General features: G+C 46.4%; 11 protein-coding genes. 7 read left to right on the top strand and 4 right to left on the bottom strand.

Translation table 11 applies throughout. From position 1 onward, the window contains the following. Window positions 1–52 precede the first annotated feature (52 nt). The 5 genes from AB0L18_RS05400 to AB0L18_RS05380 all read left to right on the top strand — a co-directional run bounded on the left by AB0L18_RS05400 (window position 53) and on the right by AB0L18_RS05380 (window position 6,211). Window positions 53–1,069: an OmpA family protein gene (locus AB0L18_RS05400; RefSeq protein WP_367391557.1), complete on the top strand. Its 1,017-nt coding sequence runs from the start codon at window positions 53–55 to the stop codon at window positions 1,067–1,069. 127 nt (window positions 1,070–1,196) lie between these two features. Further along, window positions 1,197–1,592 (top strand): hypothetical protein, encoded by a 396-nt coding sequence (locus AB0L18_RS05395; protein ID WP_367391556.1) that lies wholly within the window; start codon window positions 1,197–1,199, stop codon window positions 1,590–1,592. A gap of 190 nt (window positions 1,593–1,782) precedes the next feature. Further along, on the top strand, window positions 1,783–4,185 hold the full coding sequence (gene lon, locus AB0L18_RS05390; protein WP_367391555.1) for an endopeptidase La: 2,403 nt from the start codon (window positions 1,783–1,785) through the stop codon (window positions 4,183–4,185). A gap of 270 nt (window positions 4,186–4,455) precedes the next feature. Then, a complete protein-coding gene (locus AB0L18_RS05385; protein WP_367391554.1) occupies window positions 4,456–5,106 on the top strand; it encodes a carboxypeptidase-like regulatory domain-containing protein in 651 nt (216 codons plus the stop codon). Window positions 5,107–5,329: 223 nt separating this feature from the next. Beyond that, window positions 5,330–6,211 carry an SDR family oxidoreductase gene (locus tag AB0L18_RS05380; RefSeq protein WP_367391553.1) on the top strand — a complete coding sequence of 294 codons (882 nt, stop codon included), beginning with the start codon at window positions 5,330–5,332 and terminating at the stop codon, window positions 6,209–6,211. Between the two features lie 74 nt (window positions 6,212–6,285). Here the strand turns inward: AB0L18_RS05380 and AB0L18_RS05375 are convergent, their stop codons facing one another. After that, on the bottom strand, window positions 6,286–7,662 hold the full coding sequence (locus tag AB0L18_RS05375; protein WP_367391552.1) for an HTTM domain-containing protein: 1,377 nt from the start codon (window positions 7,660–7,662) through the stop codon (window positions 6,286–6,288). After that, window positions 7,659–8,711 carry a TrkA family potassium uptake protein gene (locus AB0L18_RS05370; RefSeq protein WP_367391551.1) on the bottom strand — a complete coding sequence of 351 codons (1,053 nt, stop codon included), beginning with the start codon at window positions 8,709–8,711 and terminating at the stop codon, window positions 7,659–7,661. The genes AB0L18_RS05375 and AB0L18_RS05370 overlap by 4 nt, the downstream gene beginning before the upstream one ends. A 116-nt stretch (window positions 8,712–8,827) precedes the next feature. Between AB0L18_RS05370 and AB0L18_RS05365 the strand changes: the two genes are divergently transcribed. Then, window positions 8,828–9,727 (top strand): DMT family transporter, encoded by a 900-nt coding sequence (locus AB0L18_RS05365; RefSeq protein ID WP_367391550.1) that lies wholly within the window; start codon window positions 8,828–8,830, stop codon window positions 9,725–9,727. A gap of 168 nt (window positions 9,728–9,895) precedes the next feature. Then, window positions 9,896–10,495: a Uma2 family endonuclease gene (locus AB0L18_RS05360; protein ID WP_367391549.1), complete on the top strand. Its 600-nt coding sequence runs from the start codon at window positions 9,896–9,898 to the stop codon at window positions 10,493–10,495. Window positions 10,496–10,502: 7 nt separating this feature from the next. On the opposite strand, the gene AB0L18_RS05355 is transcribed toward AB0L18_RS05360, so the two are convergent. Together AB0L18_RS05355 and AB0L18_RS05350 are read right to left on the bottom strand one after the other, a co-directional pair. Then, the gene (locus tag AB0L18_RS05355) at window positions 10,503–11,678 is read right to left on the bottom strand and encodes a TlpA family protein disulfide reductase (RefSeq protein WP_367391548.1); all 1,176 of its coding nucleotides are present in this window, start codon (window positions 11,676–11,678) and stop codon (window positions 10,503–10,505) included. 269 nt (window positions 11,679–11,947) lie between these two features. After that, window positions 11,948–13,531: an alpha/beta hydrolase gene (locus AB0L18_RS05350; protein ID WP_367391547.1), complete on the bottom strand. Its 1,584-nt coding sequence runs from the start codon at window positions 13,529–13,531 to the stop codon at window positions 11,948–11,950. Window positions 13,532–13,752: the final 221 nt, after the last annotated feature.

Below are 13,752 nucleotides of genomic sequence, written 5' to 3'. Positions count from 1 at the left end.
AGTTAAGTGACTAATAATCAGCTCTTACGTCTTAACAGCAAAGCTGTTGACCATGAGAAACCACACAATTTTGCTTTTTTTTGCTGGATTAATGATGAGTACGGCTGTTTTGGCGCAAACCCCACCCTTGCCGGTAGATACCAGCCTTGTCTTACGACAAGACTCCCTTACTGTACAGGATAGTTTAACCCAAAATTGGACAACCCGTTCTCCGCTTACGGAAGATGAACTCCAACGGCGTGCTGATAACCGCGCCGAAGTGGAAGATATGAAAAAACGTTTTCGGCGCTTTCACCAAGAAGAAGCTGATCAGCAAGCGCAAGAACAAACCGACGCCGATGACGACAACTACCTCTGGTCGGATGCTGAAAGTGGAGGGCAATCGACGATTTCCCGCAAAGGAGCTCCAAAAGTTTCCGTGTTAGAAGATCCCGACGAGCTGAAAATGGAAATTGGCCGTAATCTTCAGGAAGGTCGCAATCCCAATGCTAGCATTCCTACTACTCCCGTCTTACCTGCTTACAAAACAGCGGAGGAAATGCCTCAATACTACGATGCTCCCATTATTAGCCGACGACCTTCACCTGAGGAGTTGGAAAATGACATCCAATCCTCATTAAATACGACCTTCAATAACCCAAGTGATTGGCAGGCGAAAGTAGGCGCCGCAAAAGGGCCATTGGTGAATCCTGCCAATGGAGCCCCCCTACAAGCTGGACAAATCATCATTCTTGAGGGGATTCACTTTTTGCCCAACGACAGTCAGTTACAGCCTTCGGCCCAAGATGTTTTAAGCCCTTGGGCGACACTGTTAAGGGCTTATCCAGATCTCTACATTGAGGTGAGGTCGCATTCTTTTGGCATTGCCGACCCAATAATGGCGCAGCAAATTACCCGTGAGCGATCGCAAAACATCATGGATTATTGGTTGCAGCAGGGTGCCGGAATTCAGCAGTTGAGCTTCCGTGGATACGGTAATTTATCTCCACTAGTGCCTGGTAGTGCTCCACGTGCACAACAAAAAAACGAACGAATAGAGTTGATAATTTTGGAATTGCCGGATCGCTAAATATCTTTGGGATAAGGCTCACCCCAAAAGAGCCTTTTATAGCGGCATGGTCGAAGCTTTCATAATTGATGAAGTAACCGAAGAGTTGAGCGCCTCAGAGAAAGCTCTTGAGCACACTCTTGATTTGATGAATCAAGAGCAACCCGTTTTATTAGCGTATTTGTTCTCCGAAAACTTCGAGGTTTTCACGGAGCGAGAAAGGGAATTCCTGCTCTTCCTTTCCTGTGTGATCTGGAAATCAGTCTTCCGTACCTTCGGTTCTCAGGCAACAGTGACAGAAACCCATTTGTCTGCGGCAGAAGACCACAACTGGGGTTTATTAGAAGCTGTTACTGCTCGCCAATTCAGGGAACGCATGACCGTTTTTTTCGATGAACATCCGGCGGAAGAAGAGCTGTTGGCGTTTGTGGAAGATGCTATTCTTGACGATGAGGAATCACCGGTAACCAAGGAAGGTCGGGAGCCGATCTTTGTGAGTTTAAAGTCCATCGTCGATTGTCTCTTGTTGCCTAACCTCACTTAAAGTTAGTTTTATACATTTCTGTCTTTTTGTCTCATGTAGACCTTTATCAGTTGTTTACTGCTGTCATTAGCTGTAAAAAACGCTTACATTTAGGGTGTGGCATAGATATTGCCATCAATACTATAATCCATTGACGAATAGATGCTGTCAGATTGACACCTTAGCATCCTGATAATATCCAGACAAAATTATGTTTGAAGAATTGCGCTTGCAAAGAAGAATTGAGGAAGAAGCTGATTTTTTACCGTTCATTTCGATGGAAGAAGAAGAGACGGAAAAATTAGACGTAATACCTGAAGAAATCCCCATTTTAGCACTTAAGAATACGGTGCTCTTTCCCAATAATGTCATTCCCATCACCGTGGGAAGAGATAAGTCCATCAAGGCAATCAATGAAGCTTACGATAATGGCGGCCGGAAGGTGGCTGTTTTTTCGCAAAAAGATATTGATGTTGAGGATCCATCAGAAGCTGATCTCTATGAGGTGGGGACGGTGGCTCATATCCTCAAGTTATTGAAGATGCCTGATGGCACACTCACGGCCATTTTGCAGGGAAAAAAACGCATCCAACTCGAGGAAATGCTGTCTGAAGATCCCTATTTGCGTGGTCGGGTTCGTGTTTTGGAACATTCTGATCCAGGGGATAGCGCAAAATTCAAAGCACTGATTGCTAGTGTGAAAGATCTGGCGCAGAACATTATCGACCTTTCACCCAATATTCCTTCGGAAGCGGTGGTGGTATTGCGCAACATCAAAGGACCAAGTTTTCTGCTTAATTTTATTGCCTCAAATATGGGGGCTAACCTGGAGTGGAAGCAAAAAATGCTGGAGACGACCAACCTGCACCAAAAAGCAGAGGCCATTCTCAAGCAACTCAATAGCGAACTGCAAATTCTGGAACTAAAAGACCAGATTGACAGCAAGGTCAGGATAGATATCGAGAAACAGCAGCGTGATTACTACCTCAATCAACAACTGAAAACAATTCAGGAAGAGCTCGGTAATAACCCCCAGCACGAAGACCTCAACAAACTCAAAGCCAGAGCCGAAGGCAAAGACTGGCCCGAGGAGGTAGGTAAGCTTTTTGAGAAAGAAATGGAGCGCATCCAACGGATGAATCCTCAGGTGCCTGATTACAGCATCCAGCTGAATTACCTGGAACTGATGCTGGATCTTCCCTGGAATAAAACATCATCGGACAACTTCGACCTGAAGAATGTCCGCAAAGTGCTCGATAAAGATCACTACGGGTTGGAGAAAGTGAAGGAACGGATCATTGAGCACTTGGCCGTCTTGAAACTTAAGGGGGATATGAAGGCGCCTATCCTCTGTTTGGTAGGCCCTCCAGGGGTTGGTAAGACCTCTCTAGGGCGTTCGATTGCCGAAGCACTCAACCGTGAATTTGTGCGTATTTCCTTAGGAGGTCTGCACGATGAAAGTGAAGTTCGGGGGCATCGTCGTACTTACATTGGTGCCATGCCGGGGCGGATCATCCAGTCGATGAAAAAAGCGGGTGCCGCTAATCCCGTCTTCATCCTGGATGAAATCGACAAGGTAGGCAACAGCTTCAGGGGAGATCCCAGCTCTGCACTGCTAGAGGTACTGGACCCAGAGCAGAACAGTAATTTTCATGATAATTATCTCGACGTTGATTACGACCTGTCTAAGGTGATGTTTATTGCGACGGCCAATACCCTCAACAGTATTCAGCCAGCACTACTCGACCGGATGGAAATTATCAGCGTAACGGGGTACTCTACCGAGGAAAAGGTAGAAATAACCAAGCGTCACCTGGTACCTAAGCAGCGTACTGCTCATGGCATCAAGGCGACTCAGGTGAAATTGCGAGATTCGGTGATTAAAAAAATCATTAGTGGCTACACACGCGAATCCGGCGTTCGTTCCCTGGATCGTCAGATTGCCGGGGTAATGCGCTACGTGGCGAAATCGGTAGCGCTTGAAGAAACCTACGATGTCAGTATACAGGAAGACCAGCTGACGCAAATACTGGGGCCCACAAATTATTCCCGCGATGCTTACCAAGTTGTCAAAGTACCGGGTGTAACCATCGGTTTGGCCTGGACGAGCGTAGGAGGAGAGATCCTGTTTGTAGAAGGTAGCTTGAGTCCCGGGAAAGGCAAGCTGACCCTCACCGGTAACCTTGGTGATGTGATGAAGGAATCGGCCGTTACGGCGCTGAGTTTCCTTAAAGCCAACAGTGAAGCACTAGGGCTTGATGTCGAGCAATTTGAAAAGAATGATATCCACTTGCACGTTCCCGAAGGAGCCATTCCTAAAGATGGTCCCTCCGCAGGGGTAACGATGCTGACGACATTGATGAGTTTGTTCTCTAACAAAAAGGTGAAATCATATCTCGCTATGACGGGTGAGATCACTCTGCGCGGTAAAGTTTTGCCGGTAGGAGGCATCAAAGAAAAAATCCTTGCGGCCAAAAGAGCAGGCATCAAAGAGATCATCCTTTGCCAGGAAAACAAAAAACACATTGATGAAATCAGTGAGCAGTATCTCAAAGGCCTGACCTTTCACTTTGTGGAGAGAATGGAAGAGGTTCTGGAAATTGCTATTCCATAGTTGGGTTTTTAGCCATTTATGACCGTTGGTCTAAAAAAACCGTAGCTTTGAGAAGAAAAACAAACCAAAAGCGTTTGTCAGTCGTCTTAACTAAGGACGGAGAAAAAATAAACCGATTTTCTTTTGATTTCGCTTTTTGCACTAAGACTAGGAATACTTGGACTAGGCGTGTGTAAAAAGGTAAATCTTCAAAAAAAGAAAATCGGTTTATTTCCGTCAAATTACTAAGGACAAGGTACTAAAGCCGGCTCCAGAGACTCAATTTTTGTTATGATACGTAAGCTCACGATCTTATTAGGGGTTTTTACCCTTTTTCTTTCTTCTCCCTTGTCGGCGCAGGACGATAATAATCTTGTTCAGTTTTCCGGCATGGTACTCGATGGTACGACCCAGGAACTGGTACCCGTACCATATGTGAATATTCTGGTGCAGAATAAGGGGCGGGGAACCTATTCAGATTTTAGTGGTTTTTTCTCTATTGTCGTTGAAAAAGGAGATATTATCGTCTTTTCAGCGGTAGGGTACCAAACTGTTCAATATGCAATTCCAGACTCTTTGACGGATAATAGGTACTCTTTAGTGCAACTTATGACGCAAGATGCCGTAAACCTACCTGAAACGGTTGTTTTTCCGTGGCCAAGCCGGGATCATTTCAAACTGGAATTTTTGGCAATGGACGTAACACCCGAGTTGCAGGATCGAGCTAATCGCAACATCGCCAACGAAACATTAGAGCGCATGCGCTCTGAGGTAGCAAAAGATGGAGTTGAAAACTCCAGCTACTATCTACGACAACAATCCAGAGAATTCTACTACATCGGCCAACGCCCGCCTATGAATATTTTCAGCCCGGTAGCATGGAAGCAATTCTTTGATGCTTGGCAGAGAGGAGATTACAAGCGTAGTCGTGATGACCGTTGAGTTGATTAAAAAGTCTTATCTTGTGACTTGAGTTGCTCATTTTCCTTTTAAACAGAGGGATTGAGCATTTTGATGTATAAATGAACAAACGATTTTCCTGAGAAAACTACCCTGACAACAAAGTGCTTTTGGCCAAGCTAATGCACTTAAGTCGGGATTTCGAATTAATGCTGTGCGAACACTACCCAATTGAATTGAACAACAGCGTGTCGAAAAAACTCAGATGAAAAATCTAACAAACAAGGTGTTAATTATCACCGGAGCGGGTTCAGGTATTGGTAGGGCTTTGGCACTACAACTGGCTCGGGAAGGTGCACGACTAGCCCTCAACGATTGGAACACAAAAACATTACAAGCTACTGTTGATCTCATTGGTCAAGACCAGTCGCTTGTGTACAGCCAGGCTTTTGACGTAAGTGATCGTCCAGCTTGGGAATCATTTGCTAAAAAGGTCAATGACCATTTTGGACAAATTGATGGTATCTTCAACAATGCAGGTATTACGACCTTTCCAGAAACCATCCCCGAGATGGATCCCATCGATTTCTCGCGCGTTTTGGAAATCAATCTGTGGGGAGTTATCCACGGTTCACAGGTAGTTATTCCTTACCTGCTTAAGCAAAAAGCATCTTTAGTCGTAAACGTTAGTAGCCTTTTGGGCCTGATGGGGTATGGAGGCCAAGGTGCCTACGTTACCGCCAAGTTTGCCGTAAGAGGATTTACGGAAACACTTCGTCAGGAGCTTGCAGGTACAGGGGTATTGGTGACGGCGATTCATCCTGGCCCAGTAAAAACCAACCTTACCCGGAATATTAAATTCCACGATCAAGACCTGGTAAATAAGCTTTCGCGAGTATTTGACGACGCGGCAACTACCACTCCTGAAGCAGCAGCCGAGATTATTATCAAGGGTATTAAGAAAGGAAAACACCGTATTTTGCTCAGTCCACGTACCAAAATGCTGGATCGTCTAGTACGCTTACTGCCAAATAGTTATCACCGTTATCTTCCCCGCACGTTCCGACCTGGGCATTTGATCAAAAAAGCCTTGGCGAAGCGCGCTGCGGAAAAGCAAGGGGCTATTTTAGGGGAGACGTCCGTGTAGAATTATTTCGCGCAGACCTGCCTGCCATCAAGCTGGCCTTGCAGGCAGGCAGGTCTGCGCGAATGATATACCTTCTACTTTTCTGGTAATATCCACGGAGAAGCTTCCCAAAAAGACCATTCTACCTTTGCCAAATCAGCGTCAGGGTCGATATAGGGGTGGTATTGGCCATCATTCAATTTGACTTTTACTTTTGCAAAAATAGCCACATCGTTCCCTTCCGCTCGGGCTTGATCACGTAAGTGATGGGCGTATTGCAAAATCATATCCGGATGGGTCCAAAGTTTCCGGGCTTGTTTGGCAGATAGCTCTCTTCTGGGGTTTACCCTTTCTTCTTCTCCGGTAACTAAATTTTTGACAATAAAGTGGCCACTTCCTTGCTTGGCACGTAGCATCATCCGCCAGGCGTAGCGGTGGCCTTCTTCCGTCCAGGCGACATCGCCAGGAAACCACCAGTGGCGCAAGGGAAGCAGGGAATGAACAACCACCAATGCGCCAAAAGACAGTAGCAAAGCACGGCGATAGCCAAAGTCATTTTGCCAAAAAGCGGGTTGATTCAGGGCGCTCTCCTGGAGACGTTGCTGCCAACTTTGGTACCATTTTTCGGCTTTGGCCCAGCGGCTACGGACATAATCCATCAATTTGTGTGGCCACTCTGGTGGGAAAAATAGGGCCGTTAAGGCTACGGACAAATAAGGAAAAATGCCAATGTTGAAGACCAGATGATTGGTCAAATGGAAGGCGATAGCGAAGGCAAAACCGAATTTACGGGTGCGCCTATTGAGCATTAAAAAGGTGATGCTAAGATCAAATAATGCTCCTGTCCAGGCCATGATCCAGGCGGTAGCTTCCTGCGCAAGCAAAGGACCAATCAGGAAAAGATCCGCTTTGCTTCTGAGCCACAGCTTCAGCGGCATCGCAGCCAATAGCCAATCGGCATTGAGCTTGGCAATGCCGCCAAAAAAATAAACGACCCCCATCAAGAAAGGTAGGATGGCCCAGGTCCAGCGAGGGATTTGGGCTGTAAATTCAGTAGGCTTCCGCCAGACATCAACCGACCAGGCTCGCCACGCTGGCAAGAACGCCATGACCCAGCTGATCCAGCAGAAAAGATAGCCGTGGTTGAGGTAATGGGCTTTCTCTAAAAGAAAATAATAGCTAAAAAAGCAGGCAAACAAGGGCGCAGTAATCCGGTAACGCCAGCCGAAAGCCACCGCCAGCGCTAGCCCCATACCGATCAGAAAAAACAAACTCATGAAGGGTTCCGGAAAGACGGTTACCCATTCAAAGCCGTAATAGCGGAATTGAAATTTTTGTGGATTAAAAGCATCCACCCAAAGGTGATAATAAGCGAAGCCTCCCATCAGGTCGGCAAAACCCAGCACACCAAAAACGATCCGGAAAAATACCAGGCTCGCAATATCTACCGGTTGCCAAAGCCAGGTTTTCATGCGTCGGGGGCTTTACATATCTGGCGTAGTTTCCCGAGTTGTTCTTCATTGCCCAATACAATAAAAGCCTCTCCAGGTTTAAGGATGACGGAGGGAGGTGGATTTACCTGGTAAACGCGCTGCTGATTGCGATAGCCAATGATGTTGGCCCCCGTTTGGGAGCGCAAGGCAAGGTCACTGATTGGGCGGCCCTGGTACATTTCGGGAAGGTCGCGGAAATGCAATTCCTCGAAGCCCATGTCTGAGTGGTACTCGCTGGTGATGAAGGAGAAAAACTCCACCGCACCGGGTTTATTCATCAACATGGCCATATAGAAGCCTCCGATATTTTCCGGCATTACCACATGGTTGGCTCCGGCCTTGATCAGTTTAGCTTGCGACCGTTCCAAAATGGCCCTGCTCACAATGGTCAATCGGGCATTGAGGGCGCGGGCGGACAAGACGAGGAATAGATTATCGCTGTCGTCGCCCAGTGCCGCGATGAGGCCACGGGCTTTCTCAATATTTGCTTTTTGCAAAACTTCATCCAGGGTAGCGTCGCCTTCCAGATAAAGGATGTCACTATCGGTCTGCTGGATGATTTCGATCTTTTCTGGATCATTTTCGACGATCACGTAAGAAGTGCCGTGGATGGCCAGGTTGGCAGCAATTTCTTTGCCATACTTACCGAAGCCACAGAGAATAACGTGGCCTTCCATCTTGCTAATTCGCTCTTCAATCTGGTTGAGGTGCATACGTTTAAAGATTTCACCCTCGATGATGTAATAACTAAAGGTCGCCAATAAGTAAGCAAATACCCCGATATTGACAAAAATAAGGCCTGAAGTAAAAATGCGTCCAGCTTCGCTCAGGGGTTCAATTTCGGAAAATCCTACGGTAGAAATGGTAATGACGACCATGTAGAAGGCGTCTGGTAAGCTGTAGCTTTCCAAAAAAATATAACCTATCACGCCCAAAATGACCTCTAAAAGTAGCAACAGCAAGGCCGCCCGCAAACTGAGGAAGTTGGCAGGGACACGGTTGAAGTTTAAAAAGCGAGGGTTGGCCATAAATTAATGGGGCAAATGACTGCCACTTGGCATCCGCCAAAAATAGGATGTTTTGATGTAAAATACCTCACCATTTAATAAAACCCGTACTTTGCGCAGCATTTTAAAGCAACGGAATGGATAAATCAATTGCTGCGGCCGATAGCCCCATATCCGACTGGCAGGCGTGGGGAATTTTAGCGATACTAAGTCTCATTTGGGGAACCTCTTACGTGCTCATCAAGTGGGGCCTGGTCTACTTTCCGCCGGTGCAGGTGGCGAGTATACGCCTGGGAGTGTCAGCGCTGGCATTTTCGCCTATTCTCCTCAGGCACATAAGAAAAATAAATTATCGCCAATTACCTCTGCTCTTGTTTGTAGGCTTGATGGGAACCGGTATACCTGCCTTCTTGTTCCCTGCGGCGCAGCAGCACGTCAACAGCTCGCTGGCGGGTATTCTCAACTCGCTTACACCCCTCTTTACTTTGCTACTGGGTTTGATGTTTTTCAATTCGCGGTTTACCTGGTCCAAGACCTTGGGGATAGTAATTGGTTTGGCAGGTGCTGTTTGTTTATTCGCTTTCGGCGAACAAGCGGGGCTTGGCGGCAAGTGGACCTACGGTTTGCTGATCGTCCTGGCCTGTTTGTGTTATGCTACCAGTAGCAATTTGGTAGGCTTTCGCCTCAAAGGCATGAAGGCACTCACCATTAGTGCTGTGTCGTTTTCACTGGTAGGCATACCTGTTTTACTTTACCTCTTATTGGGTACGGACTTTATTAGTACCCTCCAACAAACACCCGAGGCCTGGAAAGGTGTGGGCTACATCACCATACTGGCACTCTTCAGTACCGTATTGGCTGGCATCGTTTTCTTCCAACTCATCCAATGGACTAGCCCCGTCTTTGGTAGTACCGTCAGTTACCTGGTACCCGTGGTGGCCATGTCGTGGGGCGCACTCGACGGAGAGGTCATTTCCATCATTCATTTTGTGGGGATGGGGCTTATTCTCTCGGGCGTTTATCTCAGTAAGCATTGAATTACGGGCCACGGCCCGCCCATATACCCCGCTGGCGGGGTCGACTCCCAGAGTCGGGGGTGGGCTATTCACAAAGGTGGTGAAACTCCCCCCATGCTGCGATATATTTGCAGTTGATTAGTATTTCATGTATCATATTATACCGGAAGACTGCAGTAAAATCTAATTATGTCGTTTGCCTTAACTTCTCCAGCTAAACGTTTCAAGCTTCAATTGGAACACCCCATGAGTGTAGCTGATTTTTATACCTACAGCCACACCAACCCTGAGTTGGTCATGGAGTTGGAAACTGATGGCTCCATCACTGTTACATCTCCTGTAACTTTTTATGTTGGTGAAATTGAAAATCTATTTAGCACTTATCTAGGCATCTGGTCTATAGAAACGGGTCTGGGCAAAGTCTTTTCTTCTTCTACCGGCTTCACTTTACCTGATGGCTCTGTGCGAGCCCCCGATACGGCCTGGGTGAGTGATGAAAAAATTGCACAATTATCAGAAGAAGATCAGCAAAGCTTTGCCGCACTGGTGCCGGAGTTCATTGTTGAAATTCGTTCTAAAACGGATCGGTTAAAGGATTTACAAACCAAAATGCAGGCAACCTGGATTGGTAATGGTGTACGCCTGGCTTGGCTCGTTGATTTAGCCAACGAGCAAGTGTTCATTTATCGAGCTGATCAAAGTGTAGAAGTTGTGATTGGCTTTTCTTCCTTGCTCAGTGGTGAGCAGGTTCTACCTGGTTTCAGCTTTGATCTCAAGCACATCAAGTAATTCCATCCTACTCCATCAGACTCCGCACGTATTCCTTCAACTCCTCTCCGTGTAAGTTTTTGGCGATCACCCTGCCTTCGGCATTAAGCAGGAAGTTGGCCGGAATGGTCGTTAAGCGTAGTAGCTCAAAAAGAGGGGAATCATCTCCTTGTAAATCGGAGGCATGGGGCCAGCGATGAGCACCATCTGCTTCAATCGCCCTGGCCCAAGCCTTTGGACTGGCCTCCAGCCCGTAGCCAATGATCTGGAAGCCTTGCTGGTGATATTGATCCCAGAGCGGAACCAGGAAATCCCGATTTTGCACCCGGCAAGGCCCACACCAGGAGGCCCATAAATCGACAATCGTCAAGCGCTCACCAAGTAAGCTGTGTAGCGAGACGGTATCACCCGCCAGCATGGGGAGCGGATAGTCGGGCAGCAAGTCGCCGATGAGTACAGGGAGTTTGCGCCGGTCGCCAACTGCGGCTAATTGTTGTACCCAGGGGTGTTCAGGTTGCTCGGCGGTCCAACGTTCGGCTTGTGTGACCAGGAATTCTGGAATACGTTCGTAGTTACCCTCAATACTTACCCAACGAATGGCTGTTAATGCAGGCAGTAGATAAGGACTATCCTCTGCAAATTGCATCAATTGCTGTTGAAAATCCATCAATGCATCCTCTTCTGCGAGCAGTTCACTATGCTTGTCTTCTGAAGCGACATCCACCTCCAGGTATTTGGCGAAAGCTGCTTGTCGTAGGGCACAAAGCTCAAGCATGGCGGCATTCAAGGGCGATGGCTGACGGATGGCAACCGTTGCCTGAAAACGATCCGCTTCGGCTGTTATTACGATCCGTTCTCCATCTTGCCAAATCAGTGGAAAGTAATTAGAAGTAGCTGGGCGTTCATTGTCCAGGCGGTTAGGAAAACGTTCGCCAACGCGTTGTAATGCCAATTGCAGTAAGATGGGCTCCGGTGCAGGCGGCAATTTGTCGAAGGCAAAACCTCCATCAGGCCCCAGGCTTGCTGAATCAATAATGGTCCCGACATAACTACTCCCCACTCCCTTCCAGCTTCCGGGAGCAATCAGGTAAACCATCTTTCCCCATTCATTATTTTCCTCCAACGCAATGGTGCCCGACAGCTGTGGCTGCCCCTCACAAGCAGACAGGCTCAGTAAGGCAATGGAGAACAGCAGGTATTTCATAAGTACAGCTTTATAAAGTATGCATATAAATGGCGGTAAGTACTGAAAAAATTGGGTAGGAATCAGTGATGGGGATCACCAAAATTTGTGAATTTACCCTGCTTCGTAAAATACACAAAACGGCGATTTAGTCCCTGAGGTGCTTTGCACCAAAAGAATGGTTAACTGGTCTTTAGAAGGACTAACCCCATGTTTGGTCTCGAACCAAAAGAATGGTTAACTGGTCTTTTTGTAAAGCTTTTAAGCACTATCCCAGCACGTTCTTAATGCTAATGCCTAGTTTCCGTGGTGGCCCCCATTTGAAGTAGTCTTTTCTTAGCGTTTGAATTACCTGGGTATAATTCTAAAGACTTTTTAAAATTCGCGATAGCTAATTCCCTGTCGCCATGAATACGATATCCCTCCGCCAGGCTGTCATAAAGATTTGCGGAGTTCGGATATAATTCCAGGGCAAATTTGAAGACGCGCTCGCCTTGTTTAAATGTCGATGGACGGAAGATGAGTTGAAGGCCTAGCACATTCAAATCACCTTCCTGGGGGGAGTAGCTTTCATCTATTGAAATAATTTCCTGGTAGATGGCATGTAGATTAACAAAGTCCTCTTTTCTTGACTGCTCTATGTGGCGCAGAAATTGGTCTTTAAGTGGGGGAGTAGGGGCTTCGTATTTTATCAGTGCTACCGAATTATTTAGTTGCAGTCGGCTTAAAAAAGCGTCGTGGTTCCATTCCATTTCTTCTTTATTCAGGTCACTGATAGACTGAATGCTCGCTAGCACCAGGTGGCAGAGCTTTGCGTAGGAATCAGAAATTTCAGGATAACTTTTATCCTGTACGGTATCTCTTTGGATGAACAGCGCGCCAAATGAAGAGAAATAGCCATGCGTCAAATCTTTCATTCTAAACTCGTACTTGGTCGTCTCTGTCAATTCATCAAAAAAAGCAAAATCACTATTTATTGAGGTGTCAAGCTTTTCTTTTTTTAATACCTCCACAGGGATATTCTTTTGGCTAAAGTGGATGAATGGCACTTTCAATCTTTGTAGCTCACACCAGGTGCTATTTTTGATTGCTTCCCATTTGTATTTGACGGTGCCATCCAGGCTAATAATGCCTTTAATACGCTTGTTGCGCATTGCGACCAGGATATCGGATAATCCGCCAAAACTAAAGCCAACTAGATATTTATGGTCAGGATTTACATTCTCTAGTGAACTAGCATAGCCGATCGCATATTCAATGTCTCGCGCCTGTGCTTCCGCATCTTGGATAGTACCTCCCTGCAAATAAACATTGTAAGGGCCTTTGCTAGCGGTCGATATAACCACAAATCCATGGCTTGCCAGATATTCACACAAAATGAAATTCTCCGTTGAAGGTGCTTGATAACTTGGGCAGTACACGATCAGTGGATACTTACCCGCTTTTTGATTTCCAGCCTTAATTGATCTAGCAAGATGTTCCAGGTTTTGCTGACTTGGTAAAGTAGAATTGTACCCAAACCATTCCAATAGGAATTCTTGTGGAAGATGCTCCCACTCTTGCTCTATTTTCAATCGGTCAACATATGCCGCAATCTCGACCTTCTCTGCTAACTTGTTGTTTTCTGAAGGGTACCAAACGCTTACCCCTATGGGGCGATATTCCAATACACCTTCGTAGTTCATTTTCCTTTCGTAAATCCTTGACGAATCGAGCAAGTTGAGATAATTGTACCCCACCTCATTAGGGCCATAGTTTAAGTCAATATCCAAATAGGAGACCTGCGTGTTGGCAAAATTTGATGCAAGGAGTAGGCACAGCGTTAGCAAATGAGACCAGTAATCTGTTTTGCTTTTAATCGGAGAAGGTTTCATTCTTTTTCTGCTTAGATGGGGATCGATAAGATTTACCCCTATTTCTTGGGCATTGCAGGGTCAGATTGAAGGCTTGAAGTCATAGTGTCAAATTAGATAGCAGGTATTGGTAGGGCGCTTATACATGATTTGCTTTTTGACAACCTGACTTCTCTTTCTTCATTTATGAATCCAACGAATACAAGTGCTGGCTGATTTATACCCTTACACTCTTCCAACGC

Origin of the sequence: Lewinella sp. LCG006 (genome assembly GCF_040784935.1) — a bacterium.
GTDB lineage: Bacteria > Bacteroidota > Bacteroidia > Chitinophagales > Saprospiraceae > Lewinella.
This window is presented reverse-complemented; position numbering and strand designations above follow the sequence as displayed.

Bases quoted from the DNA above. Each gene is read 5' to 3' on its own strand.
- AB0L18_RS05400 (WP_367391557.1), top strand. From the start codon at position 53: ATGAGAAACCACACAATTTTGCTTTTTTTTGCTGGATTAATGATGAGT.
- AB0L18_RS05380 (WP_367391553.1), top strand. From the start codon at position 5,330: ATGAAAAATCTAACAAACAAGGTGTTAATTATCACCGGAGCGGGTTCA.
- AB0L18_RS05385 (WP_367391554.1), top strand. From the start codon at position 4,456: ATGATACGTAAGCTCACGATCTTATTAGGGGTTTTTACCCTTTTTCTT.
- AB0L18_RS05350 (WP_367391547.1), bottom strand. From the start codon at position 13,531: ATGAAACCTTCTCCGATTAAAAGCAAAACAGATTACTGGTCTCATTTG.
- AB0L18_RS05360 (WP_367391549.1), top strand. From the start codon at position 9,896: ATGTCGTTTGCCTTAACTTCTCCAGCTAAACGTTTCAAGCTTCAATTG.
- lon (WP_367391555.1), top strand. From the start codon at position 1,783: ATGTTTGAAGAATTGCGCTTGCAAAGAAGAATTGAGGAAGAAGCTGAT.
- AB0L18_RS05365 (WP_367391550.1), top strand. From the start codon at position 8,828: ATGGATAAATCAATTGCTGCGGCCGATAGCCCCATATCCGACTGGCAG.
- AB0L18_RS05370 (WP_367391551.1), bottom strand. From the start codon at position 8,711: ATGGCCAACCCTCGCTTTTTAAACTTCAACCGTGTCCCTGCCAACTTC.
- AB0L18_RS05395 (WP_367391556.1), top strand. From the start codon at position 1,197: ATGAATCAAGAGCAACCCGTTTTATTAGCGTATTTGTTCTCCGAAAAC.
- AB0L18_RS05375 (WP_367391552.1), bottom strand. From the start codon at position 7,662: ATGAAAACCTGGCTTTGGCAACCGGTAGATATTGCGAGCCTGGTATTT.
- AB0L18_RS05355 (WP_367391548.1), bottom strand. From the start codon at position 11,678: ATGAAATACCTGCTGTTCTCCATTGCCTTACTGAGCCTGTCTGCTTGT.